This is a genomic window from Allobosea sp. GW821-FHT12C12 (assembly GCF_058807355.1).
In genome coordinates this window covers 517,661-539,695 of the sequence record NZ_JBXAQP010000001.1, presented here as the reverse complement: position 1 = coordinate 539,695, position 22,035 = coordinate 517,661, and the positions used below count along the sequence as shown (strand labels likewise).

At 68.8% G+C, this 22,035-nt stretch carries 15 protein-coding genes; 11 read left to right on the top strand and 4 right to left on the bottom strand.

Annotation, left to right across the window (positions count from 1 at the left end; genetic code table 11):
* Nucleotides 1–7: 7 nt before the first annotated feature.
* On the bottom strand, nucleotides 8–3,085 hold the full coding sequence (locus AC1RRW_RS02695) for an efflux RND transporter permease subunit (protein WP_492898938.1): 3,078 nt from the start codon (nucleotides 3,083–3,085) through the stop codon (nucleotides 8–10).
* Nucleotides 3,082–4,200 (bottom strand): efflux RND transporter periplasmic adaptor subunit, encoded by a 1,119-nt coding sequence (locus AC1RRW_RS02690; protein WP_492898936.1) that lies wholly within the window; start codon nucleotides 4,198–4,200, stop codon nucleotides 3,082–3,084. Before AC1RRW_RS02690 ends, AC1RRW_RS02695 begins: the two co-directional genes overlap by 4 nt.
* 67 nt (nucleotides 4,201–4,267) lie before the next feature.
* Between AC1RRW_RS02690 and AC1RRW_RS02685 the strand changes: the two genes are divergently transcribed.
* From AC1RRW_RS02685 to phnE (AC1RRW_RS02655), 7 genes are all read left to right on the top strand, one after another.
* Nucleotides 4,268–4,951, top strand: a complete 684-nt coding sequence (locus AC1RRW_RS02685; RefSeq protein WP_492898934.1) for a TetR/AcrR family transcriptional regulator — start codon at nucleotides 4,268–4,270, stop codon at nucleotides 4,949–4,951.
* Nucleotides 4,952–5,022: 71 nt separating this feature from the next.
* Nucleotides 5,023–5,295: a type II toxin-antitoxin system ParD family antitoxin gene (locus AC1RRW_RS02680; RefSeq protein WP_492898931.1), complete on the top strand. Its 273-nt coding sequence runs from the start codon at nucleotides 5,023–5,025 to the stop codon at nucleotides 5,293–5,295.
* Between the two features lie 85 nt (nucleotides 5,296–5,380).
* Nucleotides 5,381–5,728, top strand: coding sequence for a type II toxin-antitoxin system RelE/ParE family toxin (locus tag AC1RRW_RS02675; protein WP_492898929.1), 348 nt, complete (start codon nucleotides 5,381–5,383; stop codon nucleotides 5,726–5,728).
* Nucleotides 5,707–6,525 carry a phosphonate ABC transporter ATP-binding protein gene (gene phnC, locus AC1RRW_RS02670; RefSeq protein ID WP_492898927.1) on the top strand — a complete coding sequence of 273 codons (819 nt, stop codon included), beginning with the start codon at nucleotides 5,707–5,709 and terminating at the stop codon, nucleotides 6,523–6,525. The genes AC1RRW_RS02675 and phnC overlap by 22 nt, the downstream gene beginning before the upstream one ends.
* 54 nt (nucleotides 6,526–6,579) lie before the next feature.
* Complete coding sequence (gene phnD, locus AC1RRW_RS02665; protein WP_492898925.1) at nucleotides 6,580–7,497, top strand: phosphonate ABC transporter substrate-binding protein; 918 nt, start codon at nucleotides 6,580–6,582, stop codon at nucleotides 7,495–7,497.
* Between the two features lie 166 nt (nucleotides 7,498–7,663).
* On the top strand, nucleotides 7,664–8,545 hold the full coding sequence (phnE, locus tag AC1RRW_RS02660; RefSeq protein WP_492898923.1) for a phosphonate ABC transporter, permease protein PhnE: 882 nt from the start codon (nucleotides 7,664–7,666) through the stop codon (nucleotides 8,543–8,545).
* A complete protein-coding gene (phnE, locus tag AC1RRW_RS02655; RefSeq protein WP_492898921.1) occupies nucleotides 8,542–9,396 on the top strand; it encodes a phosphonate ABC transporter, permease protein PhnE in 855 nt (284 codons plus the stop codon). Before phnE (AC1RRW_RS02660) ends, phnE (AC1RRW_RS02655) begins: the two co-directional genes overlap by 4 nt.
* 7 nt (nucleotides 9,397–9,403) lie before the next feature.
* Here phnE (AC1RRW_RS02655) and pbpC read toward each other — a convergent pair whose 3' ends face one another.
* Complete coding sequence (pbpC, locus tag AC1RRW_RS02650; RefSeq protein ID WP_492899032.1) at nucleotides 9,404–11,524, bottom strand: penicillin-binding protein 1C; 2,121 nt, start codon at nucleotides 11,522–11,524, stop codon at nucleotides 9,404–9,406.
* Nucleotides 11,525–11,704: 180 nt separating this feature from the next.
* Complete coding sequence (locus AC1RRW_RS02645) at nucleotides 11,705–16,960, bottom strand: alpha-2-macroglobulin family protein (RefSeq protein WP_492898919.1); 5,256 nt, start codon at nucleotides 16,958–16,960, stop codon at nucleotides 11,705–11,707.
* Nucleotides 16,961–17,159: 199 nt separating this feature from the next.
* Here AC1RRW_RS02645 and AC1RRW_RS02640 point away from each other — a divergent pair, with 199 nt between their 5' ends.
* The 4 genes from AC1RRW_RS02640 to AC1RRW_RS02625 all read left to right on the top strand — a co-directional run bounded on the left by AC1RRW_RS02640 (nucleotide 17,160) and on the right by AC1RRW_RS02625 (nucleotide 21,880).
* Nucleotides 17,160–18,602 carry a S1 family peptidase gene (locus tag AC1RRW_RS02640; RefSeq protein WP_492898917.1) on the top strand — a complete coding sequence of 481 codons (1,443 nt, stop codon included), beginning with the start codon at nucleotides 17,160–17,162 and terminating at the stop codon, nucleotides 18,600–18,602.
* A gap of 123 nt (nucleotides 18,603–18,725) precedes the next feature.
* Nucleotides 18,726–19,721 carry a tripartite tricarboxylate transporter substrate binding protein gene (locus AC1RRW_RS02635; protein ID WP_492898915.1) on the top strand — a complete coding sequence of 332 codons (996 nt, stop codon included), beginning with the start codon at nucleotides 18,726–18,728 and terminating at the stop codon, nucleotides 19,719–19,721.
* A 154-nt stretch (nucleotides 19,722–19,875) separates the two neighbouring features.
* Nucleotides 19,876–20,367, top strand: coding sequence for a tripartite tricarboxylate transporter TctB family protein (locus AC1RRW_RS02630; RefSeq protein ID WP_492898913.1), 492 nt, complete (start codon nucleotides 19,876–19,878; stop codon nucleotides 20,365–20,367).
* Nucleotides 20,368–20,371: 4 nt separating this feature from the next.
* The gene (locus AC1RRW_RS02625; RefSeq protein WP_492898911.1) at nucleotides 20,372–21,880 is read left to right on the top strand and encodes a tripartite tricarboxylate transporter permease; all 1,509 of its coding nucleotides are present in this window, start codon (nucleotides 20,372–20,374) and stop codon (nucleotides 21,878–21,880) included.
* The last annotated feature ends 155 nt before the right edge of the window (nucleotides 21,881–22,035 follow it).

Here is a 22,035-nt window from a genome sequence, read left to right as displayed (position 1 = left end):
GCGGCGACTACTCCGCCGGCTGCGGATGGGCATGCGCGACAGGCGCGCCATGCACGGCCCGCTTCTTCCGGGCCAGATAGGTATAGGCGACCGGCACCACGAAGAGCGTCAGCAGCGTGCCGAAGCTCATGCCGCCGACGATGACCCAGCCGATCTGGCGGCGGCTCTCTGCGCCCGCGCCGGTGGCGAGAGCCAGCGGCACGGCGCCCAGCACCATCGCGCCGGTCGTCATCAGGATCGGCCGCAGCCGCAGCTCCGCGGCCTCGACCAGCGCATCGACCATCTCCTTGCCCTCGTCGCGGAGCTGGTTGGTGAATTCGAGAATCAGGATGCCGTGCTTGGTGATCAGCCCGACCAGCGTGATCAGGCCGATCTGGCTGTAGACGTTCATCGTTCCGCCGGTGAGCCAGAGCGCGGCCAGCGCCCCGGTCAGCGAAAGCGGCACCGAGACCATGATGACGACAGGGTCGATGAAGCTCTCGAACTGCGCCGCCAGCACGAGATAGATGAAGAACAGCGCCAGCAGGAAGACGATCAGGATCGACGAACCGGATTGCCTGAACTCGCGGCTCTGGCCGGAATAGTCGATCTGCACCGTGGTCGGCAGCACCTTGGCGGCGGCCGTCTCCAGCACGGCCAGCGCATCGCCGAGCGAATAGCCGGGACCGGGCACGGCGGTGATCGTCGCCGAGCGGAGCTGGTTGAAGCGGATCAGCTCCTTGGGCGCGACATTCTCCTCGATCGTGACCAGCGACGAGAGCTGCACGACCGCGCCGCCGCGACCCATCAGGTAGATCGTCTGCAGGGCCTGCGGCGTGTTGCGGTCCTGGCCCTCGACCTGCAGGACGACGTCGTATTGCTCGCCGTTCATGTTGAAGCGCGTGACCTGGCGGCCGCCGAGCAGCGTCTCCATGGTGCGGCCGACGACGTCGACGCCGACGCCGAGATCGGCGGCGCGCTGCCGGTCGATCGAGACCTTGAGCTGAGGCTTGTCGAGGATCAGGTTCGATTCGAGGTTGGTCAGCGCCGGATTGCCCTGGACCTCGGCCAGAAGCTGGTCGACATAGGTCTTGATCTGGGCATAGGGCTCGGCCGAGCGCAGCACGAACTCGACCGGCTTGCTGTTGGCCCCGCCGCTGCCGAGCGAGGGCGGGTTGGTGGCGAACAGCCTGATGCCGGGGATCTGCGACAGGCCGCGATTGATCTCGGTGACGATGTCCTGCTGCTTGCGGCCGCGCTCTTCCCAGGGTTTCAGCCGGGCGAAGGCGATGGCGCGCGTCACGTCCGGGAAGCCGACGATGACGAGGTGGTTCTGCACCTCCGGCAGCTTCGAGAAATACTCCTCGACGCGGCGGGCGTAGTCGGCGGTGAAGGCGAGCGTCGCGCCTTCGGGGGCGACGCCGATCGCGGTGACGGTGCCGCGATCCTCGACCGGCGCGAGTTCGGAGCGCAGGTTGCTCATGAAGAACCAGCTGCCGCCGGCGACGACGAGCGCCGCCACCACGATCAGCGGACGCACCGAGAGCGCGGCGCGCAGCGAGCCGCGATAGCCGTTCGACATCGCCTCGAACCCGCGTTCAAGCCAGTTGTAGAAGCGGCCATGCTTGTCCTGGTGCCGGATCAGCTTGGCGCACATCATCGGCGTCAGCGTCAGCGCGACGAAGCCCGAGACCAGCACCGCGCCGGCCAGCGTCAGGGCGAATTCGACGAAGAGCTTGCCGGTGCGGCCGGTCGAGAACGCCATCGGCGCATAGACCGCGACCAGCGTCAGCGTCATCGCGATGACCGCGAAGGCGATCTCCTTGATGCCGCGTATCGCCGCCGCGTCGGGCTCCATGCCGTCCTCGATATGGCGGTGGATGTTCTCCAGCACGACGATGGCGTCGTCGACGACGAGACCGATGGCGAGCACCATCGAGAGCAGCGTCAGCGTGTTCACGGTGAAGCCGAAGGCATACATCAGCGCGAACGCGCCGATCAGCGAAACCGGGATCGTGACGAGCGGGATCAGCGTCGCGCGCGCCGAGCGCAGGAACAGGAAGATGATCAGCACGACGAGGACGACCGCCTCGGCGATCGTCGTGTAGACCGCCTTGATCGAGCGATCGATGAAGATCGAGGTGTCGTAGGAGGTCGCGATCGACATGCCGTCGGGCAGATCCTCGGTGATGCCGGGCAAAGCCGCGCTGACGCCGGCCGAGACGTCGAGCGGGTTCGCGGTCGCCTGCTTGACGATGCCGATGGTGACGGAGGGGCGGCCGGAGAACCAGGCCGCGTTGCGCTCGGCCAGCGCGCCGAGCTCGACGCGCGAGACGTCGCCGAGCTTGACCGGGAAGCCGCTGACATCCTTGACGACGATCTGCTTGAACTGGTCCGGCGAGGTCAGGCTGGTCTGCGAGAGCACGGTGAATTCGCGGTTGTTGCTCTCGATCCGGCCGGAGGGGATCTCGACGTTCTGCGCCCGCAGCGCCGCCTCGACCTCCTGCACGGTGATGGCGTAGGCGGCCATGCGCGCGCGATCGAGCCAGATGCGCATGGCGTAGCGGCGCTCGCCCTGGATGCGGACCTCGGCGACGCCGGTGATGTTCTGGACGCGGTCGGTGATGAAGCGGTCGGCGAAGTCGGTCAGTTCGAGCGGGTTGTGCCGCGAACTGGTCAGCGAAAGATACATGACCGGGTGCGCATCGGCCTCGACCTTGGCGATGATCGGCTCGTCGATCTCGGTCGGCATGCGGCCGCGCACGCGGCTGGCGCGGTCGCGCACGTCGGACGCCGCGACGTCGGGGTCGACGTCCGGCCGGAAGCGCACGGTGATGTTGCTGGTCTCCTGACGGCTGGTCGAGGAGACGATCTCGATGCCTTCGATGCCGGCGATGGAGTTCTCGAGGATCTGCGTCACCTGCGTCTCGATGATCTCGGCGGAAGCCCCGTTATAGGTCGTGCGCACCGAAACAGTGGGCTCGTCGATGTTCGGATATTCGCGAACGGTCAGGCGGCTATAGGAGACGATGCCGATCAGGACGACGAGCAGGCTCATCACCGTCGAGAGGACGGGCCGGCGGACGAAGAGCTCGAACAGGCTCATCGGAGCACGCTCGCGGGCGCGGCGTCCGTCGCGCTGGTCTGGACCGGAGGCGGCGCGGCCTTGACCGCCACCGTCGCGCCGTCGCGCAGGCGCATCTGGCCGGCGCTGACGATCTGCATGTCGGCCTTCAGCCCCTTCACGATCTCGACCTTGCCGGGCAGGCGCTTGCCGAGCTCGACGGCCAGGCGCTTCGCCTTGCCGTTCTCGACGATGTAGACGACCTTGCCGACGCCGTCCGGCACCACCGCCGTCTCTGGCACGACGAGGGCGTTCTCGCGCCGGTCGACGATGATGACGATGCGGGCGAAGAGGCCGGGCTTCAGCAGCAGGTCGGGATTGGGGATCGCGGCGCGCAGCCTGATGGCGCGGCCGTTGACGTCGACGACCGGATCGATCGCGAAGATCTTGCCGTCGAAATCGCGCGTCGGCACGGCGTCGACCTTGACCTTGATCGGCTGGTCGACCTTCACGCGGGCGAGGAAGATCTCCGGCACGCGGAAATCGACCTTGATCGGGTCGATATTGGTCAGGGTGATCAGCGTCTTGCCGATCGAGACGTAATCGCCGACGCCGACCGAGCGCAGACCGACGACGCCGTTGAACGGCGCGACGATGGTCGACTGCGCGAGCTTGGCCTGGGCGAGCTGGAGGCGGGCCTCGTTGGTGGCGAGCTGGGCGGTTGCCTGTTCGAGCGCGACCTGCGTGCCGGCGCCGCGCTGGACCAGCGACTGGTTGCGCTGGAATGTGTCGCGCGACAGGCTCAGATCGGCCTGGGCCTGCTTGAGTTCGGCGTCGAGGATCGCGGTGTCGAGCTTGACCAGCGGCTGGCCCTTGCTGACACGCTCGCCCTCCCTGAAACCGAGCGAGACGATGCGGCCGGCGATCTCGGGCGCGATCACGACGGATTCGTCGGCGGCGAGAGTGCCGAGCGCCTCGACCTCCTCGTTGACCGTCATCGCCTCGATCCGGCCGATCTCGACGGGAACGCCCGCAGCCTGCGGATTGACCGCGGCGCGGGCGGCGGCAGGCTCCGGCGCGTCCTTGAAGTTCCGGTAGCCATAGAAGCCGCCGCCCGCCGCGCCGGCGATCAGGACGAGGATCAAGAGGCGCTTCATGGGACTGGACGCTCCATTGCCGAATGCCTAGATTTGGACTGGACGGTCCAGTTTGATAAGAGACCATATGGGCGGAAGCGTGACTGCATCAACGCCGTTGCGGCGGCAAGCATCGGTCGATGGCGACGGCGCGCGGCTCCCGGTCGACAAAACGCGGCCCGACAAGCACGGCGCCATAACCAGAGCAGCCTCGGAGATGTTCCTTTCGGAAGGCTTCGACCGGGCGAGCCTCGACCAGATCGCGCAGCGCGCCGGGGTCTCCAAGCAGACGATCTACAGCCACTTCGCCGACAAGGAAGCGCTGTTCAAGGCGATCTGCGCCGAACTCACTGAGACATTGACGATTCCGCTGCGAAAAGCACTGCCTGCGGAGGGCAGTCTCCGTGAGGTTCTGCTGCGCCTGGGCGACGATTCGCTGGCATTGATGCTGCGGCCGGCCTCGCTCGATCTGCATCGGCTGGTGATGAACGCCGCGGCGCGCTTTCCGGAGCTTGGCCGGGCCGCGTTCGATGCCGGCGCGACCCGGATGATCCACGACCTCTCCACGCTTCTGACCCATCGGTCACGACTGCGTGATGGGTTGGCCCGGCCGGTGTCGGAGACCGAGGCGCGAATCCTGGCGGAACAATTCGTCGGCATGCTGCGCGGTTTCCACCAGCAGCGCGCGCTGCTCGGCGTGGAGCCGGCTTCGACGCAAGCGCGACGCGACTATGTTCGGGCCTGCGTCGATCTGCTGCTGCGTGGGGTTTAAGCGGCTCATCCGGCTGCCTAGGCGTTGTTGGTTTCTCTCAATGACAGGCTGATGCGATGAAGCCTCAATCGATGAGAACCCTGACGATTTCCCTGTCTCCGCAGCAGGTCGAGCGCGTCCAGGGCGCGGTCGATTCGGGTGACTATGCGTCCAACAGCGAAGTCATCCGGGAGGCGTTGAGACTGTGGGAGCGCCAAGAGGAACAGAGAGCGCTCGATATCACGCATTTGAAGCGCGCCTGCGAAGAGGGCCTTGGCAAGCGGACCCGCGATGGAATTCGACATCGAGACATTGTTGTCGGAGTTCAAAACGAGGGCGGCGCGCCGTGGCTAGACCTCGGCTGACGCCGCGGGCCAAGCAGGAACTCGAGGATATTGGCTCACCATTGCCGCCGATAACCTGTCGGCGGCAGATGCGTTCCCGCGTCGCGTGTCGCGGAAGCTCCAGCTCGCTGCCGGTCAGCCGGGCATTGGGTCACCGCGCCCCGAACTTGGAGACAAGGATCGCGTGCTTATCGATGGTCGATACGTCATCATCTATGAAAAGAGCGATGTTGGCATCGACGTCATCGCCATCGTCCATGGATGCGCGAACCTGGAACGTGGCTTTGACGCCTGCGATCGCGTGAAGCGCTATCGCGTCACCCCACTGTCATCTGCGCCCGATAACTCTCGTTCCATAGCAGGATCGATCGACGGAGGGCTTTCGCGGCCTCTGCTGGTCGGCATGCCCGTTCAGCGAGCGAGAGCCGTTTCATGCTGCGCATCGAAGGCCTGACCAAGCGCTTCGGCGGCAAGGCTGCGGTCGAAAACGTCACGCTGACCATCCCGCGCGGCGAGATGGTCGGCATCATCGGCCGTTCCGGAGCCGGCAAATCGACGCTGCTGCGCATGCTCAACCGCCTCGCCGATCCGAGCGAGGGCCGCATCCTGTCCGGCGAGCGCGACGTCACCGCGCTGAAGGGCGCGGAGCTGCGCGCGTGGCGGCGCGACACGGCGATGATCTTCCAGCAGTTCAACCTGGTCGGCCGCCTCGACGTGCTGACCAATGTGCTGCTCGGCCGGCTGAACCACCGCTCGGCCCTGCTGACGCTGGTGAAGAGCTTCTCGCAGGACGACAAGGTCCGCGCCATCGCGGCGCTGGAGCGGCTCGACATGGGCCATCTCCTGGCGCAGCGGGCCGAGACGCTGTCGGGCGGCCAGCAGCAGCGGGTCGCGATCGCGCGTGCGCTGGTGCAGGAGCCGACTGTCATCCTCGCCGACGAGCCGATCGCCTCGCTCGATCCGCGCAACACGCAGATCGTGATGGACGCGCTGTTCCGGATCAACCGCGAGGACGGCATCACCGTCATCAGCAATCTGCATCATCTCGAGATCGCGGCGAAATATTGCGACCGGCTGATCGGCATGGCCGCCGGCAAGGTCGTGTTCGACGGCCCGCCGCATGGGCTGACCAGCGAGACCGCGGCCGAACTCTACGGCATCGAGGCCAGGGACGCCGGGGCCGAGGCGCTCGACGCGCTCGACGCGATCGCGAGCGAAGAGGCGCAGCGCGCCAAGCAGAACGCCGCCTGAGCCTGCCGTTCGACGACCGACACCCCAACGACAGACCACAACAGGAGCAAGACCATGCCGACCCGTCGTCATACCCTCACCCTCGCCGCCGCCGGACTGGCCGCCTCGCTCGCCGCGCCTGCCCTCGCGCAGGACTGGAAGGCGAAATATCCCGAGCTCGTCTTCGCCATCATCCCGGCCGAGAACGCGTCCGGCGTCGTCGAGCGCTACACACCCTTCGTCAACTATCTCTCCAGGGAACTCGGCACCAAGATCACGCTGCGCATCGCCAGCGACTACGCCGCCCTGATCGAGGGCCAGCGCGCCGGCAACATCCATATCGGCATGTACGGCCCGTCATCCTTCGCCCGCGCCCTGATGACCGGCGCCAGGATCGACGCCTTCGCGATCGAGACCAATGTCGACGGCACCAAGGGATACTACTCGGTCTTCTACGTGAAGAAGGATTCGCCCTACCAGAAGATCGAGGATCTGAAGGGCAAGAATCTCGGCCTCGTCGATCCGAACTCGACCTCGGGCAACAACGTGCCGCGCTTCGCGCTCGACGGCATGAAGATCGACCCGGAGACCTATTTCTCCAAGGTCGTCTACACCGGCAGCCACGAGAACGCGGTGATCGCGCTCGGCCAGGGCACCGTCGACGTCGCCGCCAACTGGTGGAACGACGAGCAGGAATCCAACCTCCTGCGCATGGCCCGCAAGAACATGGTCAAGGCCGAGGATTTCCGGATCATCTACAAGTCCGAGCAGATCGTGAACTCGCCGATGGCCTACCTGACCGAACTCCCGGCCGACCTGAAGGCGAAGATCCGCGACGCGGTCCTGAACCTCGCCACCAAGGACAAGGTCGCCTTCGACAAGATCTACGAGGGCAAGCAGGGCCCGCTCGTCGCCGTGGACAACAAGGCCTACGACCCCATCATCGAACTCAACAAGTTCGTCGACGCGCTGCGCCGCAAGAAGGCGTCGTAAGGCTACCGCCAGCCCGTCCCGTGATGGCCGGGCTTGTCCCGAGCGATCCTGCGTCTTCCAGCGTCGAACGCCACGGCGAGACGTGGATGCTCGCCACGAGGGCGAGCATGACGGGGAGGTTCGCCGCCGCCAAGGACACCTCGCTCAGCGACGGAATTCATCCTCCATGACCCTCGCGACCGACAGCGCCAACCCGGTGATCCGCGCGCATGACGCCGCCTACCGCGCGGCCATGTCGGCAAGGCGCCGGCAGATGCTGATCGGCGCCGCCATCTTCGCGGCCTGCGTCTGGCTGGCGGCGCTCGGCTCGGAGGTCGATCCCGGCAAGTTCGCGGAGAATGTCTGGCGCTTCCCGAAATACATCGTCGAGACCATGCCGGCGCTGCGCTGGCAGAGTCTCGGCGCAGACTTCGCCGAATGGTTCTGGGGCTGGAAAGGCTGGCTCAAGCTGCTCTGGCAGACCGTGCTGATCGCCTATGTCGGCACGATCCTGGGCGCGGCCGGCGGCTTCCTGCTCTGCTTCGTCGCCGCCGCCAATCTCGGCCGGTCCGGCGTCTTGCGCTTCGTCACCAAGCGCTATCTCGAATTCTGCCGCACCGTGCCGGAGATCGTCTTCGCGCTGATCTTCGTCATCGCCTTCGGGCTCGGGCCATTGCCGGGCGTGCTGGCCATCGCGATCCACACCACCGGCGCGATGGGCAAGCTCTTCTCCGAGGTCGTCGAGAACATCGACATGAAGCCGGTCGACGGGCTGACCGCCACGGGCGCCGGCTGGTGGCAGGTGATCCGCTTCGCGGTGGTGCCGCAGGTGCTCTCGAACTTCGCGAGCTATTCGCTGCTGCGTTTCGAGATCAACGTCAGGGGCGCCTCGATCATGGGCTTCGTCGGCGCGGGCGGCATCGGGCAGGACCTGATCGAGGCGATCCGGAAATTCTACTTCACCGACATCAGCGCCATCCTGCTGCTGATCATCGTCACCGTGATGCTGATCGACTACGGCACCGAGCGCCTGCGCCACGCGCTGCTCAGCCTGGAGCACGGCAAATGAGCCTCGCTTTGTCCGCCACGGACCGCGCCGCGCTGGTCTCGCGCCACAAGGCCGCGATCGACGGCTCGCTCAGCACGCGCCTGACGACGATCGCGGTCGTGGCCGGGCTCGTCGGGTTCTTCCTCTACGGGTTGTCGACGCTGGAGGTCTCGTTCTGGCGGATCATCTCCGGCTCTGGAAATCTCGGCGCCTTCGTCGTGCTGATGCTGCCGCCTGACCCCGGCTCGCTCGCGCGGGCGATCGTGTTCGTGAAGGCGCTGTTCGAGACGGTCGCGATCGCCTTCCTCGGCACCATCCTGGCGGCGATCCTCGCCTTCCCGCTCGGCTTCATCGCGGCGCGCAACGTCGTCGCCAACAAGGTCGTGCATTTCCTGGCGCGGCGCTCGCTCGACACGGTGCGCGGCGTCGATGCGCTGATCTGGGCGCTGATCTGGGTCAATGTCGTGGGACTGGGGCCGTTCGCCGGCATGCTCGCGATCATGACCAGCGACATCGGGGCGTTCGGCAAGCTCTATTCGGAGGCGATCGAGGCGGCCGACCGCAAGCCGGTCGAGGGCGTCACCTCGATGGGCGGCGGCAAGCTGCACGAGATCCGCTTCGGCATGATCCCGCAGGTGCTCCCCGTTATCGCGAGCCAGGTGCTCTACTATATCGAATCCAACGCCCGCTCCTCGACCATCATCGGCATCGTCGGGGCCGGCGGCATCGGACTCTATCTCGCCGAGACGATCCGCACGCTGGAATGGCAGCAGGTCTCGTTCCTGATCCTGCTGATCCTGGCGGCCGTGTCGACGATCGACTTCCTGTCGAGCAAATTGCGCTTCGCGATCATCGGCGCGCGGGCGATTTGAGCGGGCTTTATTGCAGCCGGACCGAGACGCTCTCGCTGACGCCGGCGGCGTCGATCACCGAAATCCGCACGAACCCGCGCCCGTCCGGCTGCCAGGCGGCCTCGCGCCGTCGCGTCGGCGAGAGCACCGGCGCGCCGTCGACCAGCCAGGTGAAGGGCGGCGCGCCGCCCGAGACCTTGAGGTTGAGCAGAGCCCTGCCATCGATGCTCGACGCCGCGAGGTCGATCCTTGCCCCCTCGGGCGGGAAGGCGAGCTTGAGCGACGGCGTCGCCATGGCCAGCACCGTCTTGGGGATATCCTGGCGCAGGTGTCGCAGCGGCGGCGGGAGCTGCGCGGCGCTGGCGACGATCGCGTCCGGCGGCTGCGGGAAGGGGCGCGGATCGTGGCCGAGCCGCGCGAAGGCGTCGAACAGGATCGGCGCCGCGACCGTGCGACCGACGAGGCCCGGCACCGCGCCGTTGTCGGCCCGCCCGACCCAGACGCCGATCGTGTGCTTGCGATCGAAGCCGACCGCCCAGGCGTCGCGATAGCCGTAGGAGGTGCCGGTCTTGTAGGCGATGCGGCCGGGCGCGGCGTTGAGCGGAGGTGGCGCGCCGAGCAGGGTGTCGGCGACGTACCAGGCGGCGACGGGATCGACGAGGCGGATCGGGGGAGCCGACGCCGTTGGCGACGCCTGCACTGTCAACTCCGCCATCTCGCCGCCGCGCGCCAGCCCGACATAGAGCCGCGTCAAATCCGAGAGCGTGATGCCGAGTCCGCCGAGGCCGACCGCGAGGCCGGGCGCGCCGCCCTCTTTCGGCAGCGCGACCGTGACGCCGGCATCGCGCAGCCGCGACAGGAAGCGCTGCGGCCCGACCGCCGAGAGCAGCTCCACCGCCGGCACGTTGAGCGAAAGCTGAAGCGCCTTGCGGGCCGAGACCATGCCCTGGAAGGTCATGTCGAAATTCTCCGGCACATAGATGCCGTAGCGCGCCGGGCGGTCCTCCAGCATCGTCTCGGGATGGGCAAGACCGTTGTCGAAGGCGAGCGCGTAGATGAAAGGCTTCAGCGCCGAGCCCGGCGAACGCAGCGCCCGCGTCAGGTCGAGCGAGCCGGCGCGCTCGGCCGCGAAATAGTCGACGCCGCCGACCGAGGCGCGGACCGCGCCGGTCTCGTTGTCGACGACCAGGATCGCGATCGAGACCTGCGGCGGCAGCGTCGCGACGCGCTCGCGGGCGAGGTTTTCGAGATTGGCCTGAAGGCGCGCGTCCAGCGTCAGCCTGTGCACCGGCTCGGCAGGCGCCTGCGCCACGACCTGCTCGGCGACATGGGGAGCAAGGTTGGGGAACGGCTTTCGCGCTGTCGGAACCGGCTCGTCGCGGGCGGCGGCGATCTCGGCTGGCGTCACGATGCCGGCCGCCGCGGCGCGGGCGAGGACCCGTTCGCGGGCACGCTCGGCCGAGGCGGCGAAGCGGTCGGGCCGGCGCTGCTCCGGCGCTTGCGGCAGGGCGACCAGCAGCGCGGCTTCCGCGGTCGAGAGCCGCTTCGGCTCCTTGCCGAAATAGGCGAAGCTCGCGGCGCGCACACCCTCGAGATTGCCGCCATAGGGGGCGAGCGTGAGATAGAGGTCGAGGATGCGGGCCTTGTCGAAGCGGCGCTCCAGTTCGACGGCGCGAACCGCCTGCCTGAGCTTGGCCGCGAGCGAGCGCTCCTCGCGCGGCTCCAGCAGGCGGGCGACCTGCATCGACAGGGTCGAGCCGCCGGAAACGATGCGCCCGTTCGTCAGCGCCTGCCACGCGGCGCGCGCCATGCCGAGCGGATCGATCCCGGCATGGCTGTCGAAGCGCCGGTCCTCATAGGCCTTGAGCATGGCGAGATAGCGCGGATCGACGTCGTTTGCGGTCACGGGGAGTTTCCAGCGGCCGTCCTCGGTCAGGAAGGGCCGCAGCAGCCGGCCTTCGCGATCGAGCACGATGGTCGAGCGCTCGGTGGCGGCGGCGAGGTCGAGCGGCGGGAGGGCGGCGGCGTAGTTGAGGAGGGTGGCGCCAGCCGCCATTGCGAGGAGCGTCAGCGACGAAGCAATCCAGAGGCCGGCGCATCGACGTCTGGATGGCTTCGCTGCGCTCGCACTGACGGAAGGGGCCGCCATTATCGTCATGGTCGGGCTTGTCCCGACCATCCACGCCTTGAGACGTCGAGCGTGACGATCAAGACGTGGATGCTCGCCACATGGGCGAGCATGACGGAATCCGTCCCGCCTTCCCTCACCCCAACCCTCTGCCCCGAGGGGAGAGGGGGCTCCGCCGAGGCTGGCTGATCGCTCATCGCCCTACCGCGCCGACGCGATATCGACGGTCCCGAATGCCGTTCGCCCGAACCGATCCGGCCTGTACATGTCCTCGATCACGGCGGCGGGCGCGACGTAGCGGCCGGGCGAGACGGCGCGGGCGATGTAGGCGACGGTGAAGGCGAGTTTCTGCGTGCTGGAGCCGTCGCGGTCGAAGGCGGCGACATAGCGGTCGTCGCGGGCCTCGGTGTGGACCGGCGCGACCTCCTGCTTGAGCCAGTCGAGGCCGGCCGTCGAGGCGCCTTCGGTCAGGTTGGCGTTCTCGATCTCGAGCCCGGCCGGCAGCGGATCGACCAGCAGCACCCGGCCATAGCGCGCCGCCGGCTCGGTCACGGTCAGCGCCACGACATAGCGCTCGTTCTGGCGCAGGCGGACCGGGTCGGCGCGCTCGCCCTTCATCGTGTAGATCACCCGCTCCAGGCCGAAACCCTGGTTCAGCGCGGGCTCGGCCGCGGTCGGGATGCCGGCGACGGTGATCACCGCCTGGGCCGGGCTGGAGCCCGGATTGGCGACGGTGAGCGGCCTGGCCTCGAGCGCCTCCTGCGAGAGCGTGCGGTAGAGCGGCCCTTTGCGTTCCGCGCCGTCGACGACGAGCGACATGCCCTCGGCGTCCTTCGCCATCGCCTGGGCGGCGAGCACCATCCACATCTGCTCCTGGGTCGAGGTGTAGCGGGTGTCGCCGCGCGCCTGCTCGACGACCGAGGCCGCGCGGGAGATATCGGCGCGCTCGCCATTGGCCTCGGCGATCAGCGCCAGCACGCCGGCGCCGTCGCGCAGGCGCGTGCCGTAATCGGACCGCGACAGGCCGTTGTCGCGTGCGACCTGCAGGCTCGCCAGCGCGCTGGCGAAGGCGGCGCGACCGCGCGTGCGGTCGCCCAGCGCCGAGAGCGCCGCGCCGATCTGGCCGCGGGCCAAAGGCGTGGTGAAATCATCGAGCTTGTTGTCGGCGAGATAGCGCAGATCGCCCATCACCGGCCGGCCGTTGCGGGCGAGCACATAGAGCGCATAGGCGATGCCGGCGGCCTCCTCCTTGTTGATCTCGCTCGTGTTGACGACCTGGTTGCGCAGCCGGTCGAGCGCGAGGTTGAAGGCGATCTGCGGCACGGCGAACTGGCGCTCGCGGGCTCGCGTCAGGAAATCGGCGACGAAGGCGTCGAGCCAGAGATCCTCGCCGCCGCCGACGCCCCAAAGTCCGAAGGAGCCGTTCGCGCCCTGCCGGGCGAGAACGCGCTCGATCGCTCCGTTGACGCGTTCGTCGGCGGTATCGTCCAGCGCGAGGTTCTCCATGCTGGCGAGCTTGTTGACGGCCAGCAGCGGCAGCGCGCGGCTGACGGTCTGCTCGGTGCAGCCATAGGGGTAGCGGTCGAGCGCCTTGAGCAGCGCCGGCACGTCGAGCGCCGCCAGCGGCGAGACCGACACCGAGACCTGGCCGGAATTCGGCACCAGATCGGCCATCAGATCGGCCGAGACGGTGATCGCGCCGCCATTGCCGGGAATCGGCCGCACGACCCGCCGCGCAATCGTCGCGGCGGAGGGCTGCACGCGGACGGCGAGGTTCTGCACCGTAGCGACGCCGTTCGGCCCGGTGATCCTGACGTCGAACTCGGCGCGGCCGAGACCGGCCGCCGTCACCGGCAGCGTCATCTGCGTCTTGGCGCCGGCCGCGAGCTGGACCGTGCGCCGAGTCGCCTCGGCCGCGATCAGCACGGGGCCGCGCACGTCGAGATCGACCACGTAAGGGCCGGCCGGGCCCTCGACATTGTCGACCTGGAGATGGAAGCGCGACTGGTCGCCGATGGCGAGGAAGCGCGGCAGCGTCGCCTGCGCCACGACAGGGTCGCGCACGATGACGTCGGTGCTGGCTTGCCCGGTGCGACCGGCCGACCAGGCCACCGCCATGACGCGGACCGAGCCGTTGAAGGCCGGCATGTCGAAGTCGATCTTCGCCGTGCCGTCGGGTCCGACCTTGACCACGCCAGAATAGCGCGCGACCGGCTCCTGCGTCGGCTTCTCGCCCGCGAGCGCGGGCGCGCCGTCGCCGCCGGTGCGGATCGCGCCACGCACGCCCTGCATGCCGTCGATCAGATAGCCGTAGATATCGCGCAGCTCATGCCCGAGCTGGCGCTGGCCGAAGAAGAACCTGCTCGGATCGGGGCTCTCGAAACGGGTCAGGTTGAGAATGCCGACATCGACCGCCGCGACCGTCACGAAGGCGTCCTCGCCGGCGCGCGCGCCGCTGACCTTGACCGGCAGCGACAGGGTCGAGAGCGGGCGCACCAGATCGGGCGCGCCGAGGTCGATCGCCAGCGTGCGGCTCTCCTTGCCGACCTGGAACCAGGACAGGCCGATGGCGCGGCCGGGCAGGCGCTGGGCCGCGGTGTCCATCGGGCGATGCGCGAGCACCACGAGATAGGCGCTGGCGCCCCATTCCGCCTTGACCGGGATCGACGCCGTCGCGCCATTGGCGGCGACGTCGATGGTGCGCAATTCGGCGACGCGGTCGCTGATCACGGCGAGCGTCGCCTTGCCGGCGAAGCGCGGCGCGAGGCGAACCTGAAGGCTCTCGCCCTCGGCATAGGACGCCTTGTCGAGCGCGACGTCGAGGACGTCCGGCGTATCGGCGGTCTTGTCGGCCTCGTAGCCGATCGTGAAGGAAACCGAGGTCTCGGTCGCGTCCGCGCCGTCTGCGGAGACGTCGAGCCGGTAATTGCCCCATTCGATGGCCGAGGAAATCCGCGCGCCGGCGGTGGCGCTCACCGCGACCTCGCCGTCCGCGACGCGGCGCGTCTGCTTGACGCCCTCGAAGTTCCAGCGCCCGTCCTGGAAGAACCACTGGTAGTTGCGCGTGACCTTGGACAGCGTCCATTTCACGCCGGGGCGGGCGAGGCGGCGGCCGTCGCCATTGGCCATGATGACCTCGAAATTCGCGGTCTGGCCGTTGCCGAGCTCGCCGTCCCGGAACAGCGCCTTCACGCCGATGGCCGCGCCCTTGGGCACGATCGGCAGCGTCAGCGAGCGGGCGATGGCGCGCCCCCCGGGCTCGCCGACGCGCAGCGTCAGCTCGACTTCGAGCGGGCGGCTGGTCTCGGGCTGGGCCACGGGATTGGCGACAGTGACCTTGCCGGCGGCGTCGGTGATCGCGCTGTCCTCGAAATCGGACTGGACCGGCTCGAAGGCCTCGTCGGTCAGACCGACCTGATAGCCGGCGAATCCGGGGATCGCGCTCTGGCCCGCCGCGCGGATCGTCATCGAGCCGGCGACGTCGAGCGCGGAGCCCGGCGCGCCGTAGAGATAGCGCGCGGTCAGGTCGATCTCGGCCGGCTCGCCGGCCTGCAGCACGGGCTTCTTCGGCGCGAGCGTCAGCTCCAGACGCTCGGGGATGTAATCCTCGACGAGGAAGGATACTTCGCCGATCGCCGGGCCCTTGGGATCGGCATAGGCCTGGACGCGCCAGGTGCCGGTCTGCGCGCCGGAGATCAGCGGGATCGAATGGGCGCGGCCGCCCGCACCCTGGTCCTCGACCTGGCGGCGGCGGTATTCTACGCCGTCGGGGCGCTTGACGACGATGGTCAGCGGCAGGCCGGTGACGGCGGCGCCGCGCGCATCGCGCAGCAAGCTGGTCAGGTAGACCGTCTCGCCGGAGCGGTAGACGCCGCGCTCCGTGTAGAGATAGGCGTCGAGCCCCGTCGGGGCGACGCGGCCCTTGACGCCGCGGTCGGAGAGATCGAACGCCGTCTGCTTCAGATCGAGGAAGCCGTAGTCCTCGCCGAGCAGGGCCGTGACGAGTCCGGGCGCATTGCCGCCCTGGCCCTTGCCGAGGCCGGCGTCGAAACGGGCATAGCCGTTGGCGTCGGAGCGGGCCGTGCCGAGGATCTCGTTGTTGCGCGCGACGAGCCTGACCTCGGTGTTGGCGACGGGAGCGGCATCCGCCAGCGAGCGCACCAACACATGGACGCCGTCCGGGCCGGTAAATGCGGTCAGTCCGAGATCGGAGACGACGAACCATTGCGTGGCGCGCGTCGTGCCGTCGTCATAGTCGCCGCCGTCGCCATCCGACGGCGCGGGCGCGGCGCGGCCGCCGGCCGGCTTGGCGAACATCACATAGACGCCGGGCTTGAGCGCGCCGACCGCCTCGATCACCGGGAAGGCGGTGACGACGTCCTTGTTGAGTTCGGATTTCACCTCCATCGAGCCGGTCCAGACGGTCTGGCCCTTGTCGGAGGCGATCTGCTTCGACTGGTAGGAGCCGAGCTGGCCGAGGAAATCCTCGGAATGCACCGAGTTGATCAGGTTGCGGTCGCCGATCCGCATCACCTCGAGGTCGAGCCGGTCGGCATTGACCGAGACGACCGGCACGCCCTGCTGGCCGGTGCGCGGCAGCACGTAGTTCTTGCCGGTGAAGCGGACGGACGGCGTGCGGTCGCGGACATAGATCTCGTAATCGGCCGATTTCTGCAGCTTCTCGTCGGGGATCGCGGAGGGCACGCCCTGGCGGATGACGAAGGCGTAGCGCTCGCCATGGCGCAGGCCGTCGACGCAGATCTGCCGGTCCTCGGCGCTGACGGCGAAGTCGCCGCGCCCGCCGGAGACGGCGACATAGGGCGCGAAATCGACGCGGCCGCGCGCCAGCGGTTCCGAGAACACGAAGCAGGCGCGGGGGCTCGCGGCGTCGGCGTCGACCTTGTTGGAGAGCAGGCGGAAGCCGCGGGTCTCGCGCAGGGCCTCGTAGGCGCTGCGCAGCGAGGCATTGTCGGCGAGGTCGAGGCTGAGGCGATAGGCCGTCAGCGCCGGCCGCCACGTCTCGTTCTTCTCGAAGGTGCGGGCGAGCACGCCGAGCGAGGCGGCCTCGTCGGGGCGGGTGGTCGAGCGGCTATAGGCCATGTAGGCGGCCGAGACGGCGCGCTCGCGCAGTTCGTAGCGCTCGCGGTAGTCGCGCGGCTCGATCGCGTTGGCGGCGTTGGCCATCAGCCGCCAGGCGGCGGCGTTGTTCGGCTCGGCGACCACGGCGGCGTTGGCGCGGGGCAGGGCGGCGCGGGCCTCGCCGCGCGCCAGCGCCGCGAGCCCGTCGCGCAAGGCTGTCCCCGCCGGTTGGCCCGCCGAAACCTCGCGCTTCAGCCGCTCTTCGAGCTGCTGGCCCTGCGTCGCGAGATCCGTGCGGACATAGGCCTTCTGGGCGAAAGCTGGCATGGCCGCGACGGTCAGACCCAGGACAAGCGCGAGGCGGGCGAGCAGCGTCATGGTCTTTGTCTCCATCGGGCCGGACGGCAGTCCCGTTCAGCCGCGCATCGACTGGATGACGGGGCTGCCGGTCCGCCGCGCAGGCTATCACCGACGCTTGCGCGCGCAATCCGAAAGCGCAGCGCAGCCCCCGATCGCAGTTGCGGAACGGCCCGTTCTGTCGCTGAATACCGGCCTCGAGGAGCTGCGGAGACGGGTCATGGCGCGGACGATCAGGTTTTATCCGCTGTCGAGCTGTTGCGCCGGCCTCGTCCTGGCGGGTCTGCTGGTGCTGCCGGCCGCCGCGCAGGCGCCTGGCGGCCCGACCCCGAACCCGCAGCTCGCCGCCGCCCAGACGACATTCGAGGCCCTCCCGGAGGCCGAGCGCAAGGCGATCCAGACCGATCTGATCTGGACCGGGCATCTCAACAGCGCCGCCAGCGGCGGCTACGGGCCTCTCACCTTCCGCGCGATCAACGCCTTCAAGGCCGGCAACGGCGCGGCCGACGGTCTGCTGAACCCGGCCGAGCGGCGCGCGCTGGCGCAGCAGGGCCAGGCGGCCCGCGACGCCGCGGGCTTCCGGATCGTCAGCGACGAACGCACAGGCATCAGGCTCGGCGTGCCGCAAACGGTGTTGCCGAAGCGCGAGGCGCTGCCGACCGGCGGCAGCCGCTGGCAGAGCGCCGACGGCAAGGTCACGCTCGACCTCAGCACCACGCCGCCGGGCGAAGGCCTCGACCAGATCTTCGAGCGCGCGACCGTGGCCAATCCGAACAATCCCGGTCGCAAGATCACCTACAAGCTGCTGCGGCCCGACTTCTTCGTCATCACCGGCGAGACGCCGACCGGCAAGTTCTATCGCCGCCTCGCTGCCGGTCCGCAGGGGCTGCGCGGCTTCTCGATCGGCTACGACAAGGCGTTGTCGCCGACGGTCGACAAGCTGGTGATCGCCGTCGCGTCGAGCTTCGAGCCGTTCCCGACGGGGCCTGCGCCGAGCGCGCCGCCTGTCACGCCCGGCGGCGCGCTCGGCGCGCTGACCGGGCCGTCGCAGCAACTGCCGCCGGTCGCCGGCCGGCCGACCGAGCGCCATGGCGTCGGCGTCGCCGTGTCGGACCGCGCCGTGCTGACGGCGGCGAGCGCGCTCGATGGCTGCCGCGCGCTGCGCGTCGACGGGCGGACCGCGCGTTTGCGCCTGAAGGACGATGCCAGCGGGCTTGCCGTGCTCGACCTCGACGTCACCGCGGGAGCGGCCGCTTCCGGGCTGCGCGCCGAGCCGCTGGCCGACAAGGAGAATGTCGTGCTCCTCGCCTTCGGCGACGATGCCGGCAAACGGACGGCGCTTGCGTTGCCGGGCTCGGGCGCGCGGATCGGGCAAGGCGCGGCCGTGTTCGCGCCGCTGCAGCCGGGCCAGGCCGGCAGCCCGCTCTTCGACCGTCAGGGCCGTTGGGTCGGGCTCGTCACAGCCAACCCTTCCGACAAGGTGCTCGTCGCCGGCGTCGCTCCGCAGCGTGCCTATGCGATCGCCGACGGCGCGGCGCTGCGGGCTTTCCTGGGCAAGGCCGGCGTCGCCGTCGCGGCCGCGGTTTCCGGGGCCGATCTCAGCACCGGGGCGGTCGTCGACAAGGCCGGAAAGGCGGCGCTGCCGGTCGTCTGCGGATTGTGAACTCGCGCACAAAGAGCGGTTGTCTCGGCCGCGACAATCGGCTCAGATAGCTCGGCTAGGCAAGAGCGCCCCGTCTTCGGGTCGAGGAGCGCTCATGATTAAATCGATTTAGGGAGAGACATCGTGCGCGACATCATCAGCAGACGTTCGATTCTGAAGGGCGCGGCGGCCGCCGGCGCGGCCGGGCTGGTCGCAAGCCCGTCAGGCGCGCAGGCGAAATGGCCGGCGCGCCCCGTCACCGTGGTCTGCCCCTGGGGCGCGGGCGGCGGCACGGACGCGACCGCGCGCATCGTGGCGCAGCTTCTGGAGAAGGAGCTCGGCCAGCCTTTCAACGTGGTCAACCGCACCGGCGGCTCGGGCGTGGTCGGTCATTCGGCGATCGCGACCGCAGCCCCCGACGGCTACACGATCGGGATGATCACGGTCGAGATCATCATGATGCATCACCAGGGCCTGACCGACCTCAAGCCGACGAGCTACACTCCGCTCGCTTTGATGAACGAGGATCCGCCGGGCGTGCAGGTCAATTCGGCCAGCCCCTACAGGACGATCAAGGAACTGGCCGACGCGATCAAGGCCGCGCCCGCCGGCAGGTTCAAGGCGTCCGGCACGGGCCAGGGCGGCATCTGGCATCTGGCGCTGATCGGCTGGATGGTCGCCATGGGCCTGAAGCCCGACCATGTCGCCTGGGTGCCGTCGAACGGCGCGGCGCCGGCCATGCAGGATCTGGCGGCGGGCGGCATCGACCTCGTCACCTGCTCGGTGCCGGAAGGGCGCGCCATGATCGACGCCGGCAAGGCGAAGTCGCTCGCCATCATGGCGGTTCAGCGCAACCCGCAGTTCAAGGACGTGCCGACGCTGAACGAGACGCTCGGCATCAACTACTCGGTCGGCGCCTGGCGCGGCATCGCCGGGCCGAAGGGCATGCCGGCGGACGTCCAGACGACGGTCATCGCCGCGCTGAAGAAGGTCTACGACTCGAAGGACTTCCAGGACTTCATGAACGCGCGCGGCTTCGGCATGACCTTCGCCGACCAGGCGGGCTTCACGAAGTTCATGGACGAGGGCGACCAGGCCATGGCCTCGGCGATGAAGGCCGCGGGCCTGGCCAAGGCCTGAGTCGGTTCGCTTCCGGAAACCCGCTGTCGTCCCGGACGAGCAGAGGGAGACCCGGGATTCACGCCTGAACGGTTCAGGGATGAGTCCCGTGTCTTCCGCTTCGCTGCGTCCGGGATGACGGCGCGATGCGCAGGTGAAGATCGAGAGTTTGTTCATGCTTCTGTCCGACCGCATCACCGGCGGCCTGATCGCCACGCTCGGTTCCGTCGCGTTCTACTTCGGCTCGAAGCTGCCACCGGTGCCCGGCCAGCAGGTCGGGCCATCGGCCTTCCCGATGGTCGTCGGCGCGGGGCTGGCGATCTGCGGCGTGCTGATCGCGCTCGGCGTCGGCCGGCATTTCGAACAGGCGGCCGAGGCCGATGTCGCCGAGCATACGGCGCCGGAGATGCTGGAGCCGCTGCCGGCCTGGCGCTCGTGGCTCGCGCTGCTGCCGCCCGGCCTCGTCTTCTTCTACGCGCTGGTCTCGGAGCGTCTCGGCTTCCTGCCGACGGCGGCGCTGATGGTGCTGACCGCCTCCTTCGCCTTCGGCGCGAAGGCTAAGCTCGCCGTCCCGCTGGCGCTCGTCGCGCCCTTCGTCATCAACCTGATCTTCCTCAAGCTGCTGCGCGTGCCGCTGCCCGGCGGCCTGCTGCCGTTTCCGTGGTGATGCGATGACGAACACGATCATACAGGCCTTCGGGCTCGTCTTCGCGCCCGACGTGCTGATCGCGATCCTCGCCTCGGCCATCTACGGGCTGGTCGTCGGCTCGCTGCCCGGGCTCTCGGCGACGATGGCGACGGCGCTGCTCGTGCCGGTCACCTTCTACCTTTCGCCGATCGCGGCGGTCGCGACGATCATCACGGCCTCCGCCATGGCGATCTTCTCGGGCGACATTCCGGGCTGCCTGCTACGCATCCCCGGCACGCCGGCCTCGGCCGCCTATACCGACGAGGCCTATGCGATGACGCGCAAGGGCCAGGCCGAGACCGCGCTCGGCATCTGCCTGTGGTTCTCGGCGCTGGGCGGCATCGCCGGCACGCTCTCGCTGATGATCCTCGCGCCGGTGCTGGCCGAGTTCGCGCTGTCGTTCTCGACCTACGAAAACTTCTGGCTCGCCATGCTCGGCCTGATGTGCGCGACGCTGGTCGCACGCTCCTCGCCGATCAAGGCGATCGCGGCGATGCTGCTCGGCCTGCTGATCACCTGCATCGGCATCGACAACCCCGGCGGCGTCGCGCGCTTCACCTTCGGCTCGACCGACCTGCTCGGCGGCATCGAGCCCATTCCCGCGCTGGTCGGCGTGTTCGCGCTGGCGGAGGTGATGCGGGCGCTGACCGAGCGCGAGCCGCCGAGGCTCGAGCACCGGCGCATGGGCTCGATCCTGAAGGGCCAGTGGGAGCTGACCAAGAAGCATCCCAAGCAGCAGGTGCGCGGCAACGTCGTCGGCATCATCATCGGCGTGCTGCCGGGCGCCGGCGCCGACATGGCCGCCTGGGTCAGCTACGCCATGGCCAAGCGCTTCTCGAAGACGCCGGAGAAATTCGGCACCGGCCATCCCGAGGGGCTGATCGAGGCCGGGGCCAGCAACAACGCCTCGCTCGCCTCGGGCTGGGTGCCGGCGCTTCTCTTCGGCATCCCCGGCGACACGATCACCGCGATCGCCATCGGCGTGCTCTACATGAAGGGGCTGAATCCGGGTCCGTCGCTCTTCACGCAACAGGCGTCGAGCATGTACGCGCTCTACATCATCTTCATCCTCGGCAACATCATCATGATTCCGCTCGGCATCATGATGATCCGGGGCGCGAGCTTCGTCGTGGGCGCGCCGCGCTCGGCCGTGATGCCGGTGATCATGGTCTTTTGCGCGGTCGGAGCCTTCGCGACGGCCGGCAACAACCTGTTCGCGGTCTATTGCGTCGCCTTCTTCGGGCTGCTCGGCTTCGCCATGGAGAAGAACGGCTATCCGGTCGCGGCGCTGGTGCTCGGCATCGTCATGGGCACGATGGTCGAGCAGAGCTTCGTCACCTCTCTGATCAAGTCGGACGGCTCGATCCTGCCCTTCTTCAGCCGGACGGTCTCCAGCGTGCTGGCGGCGATGACGTTCGCGGCGCTGCTCTGGCCGGTGTTCTCGTGGAGCATGGACAGGCTGAGGGCGCGGCGGGTGGCGGCGGCGGCTTGAGGGTGATCGCGGGACGCGCCGACGGAGAATCCTCTCGCGGAGGGAGAGGGCAGGATGAGGGGGAGGTCGTTTTCCGCATGGACGAGACCTCGCCGCCACGGGCTGTCGGGCTGGCGCCTCGCTGGTCCAAGGGCCGTCACCTCGCCCCTGCCCCT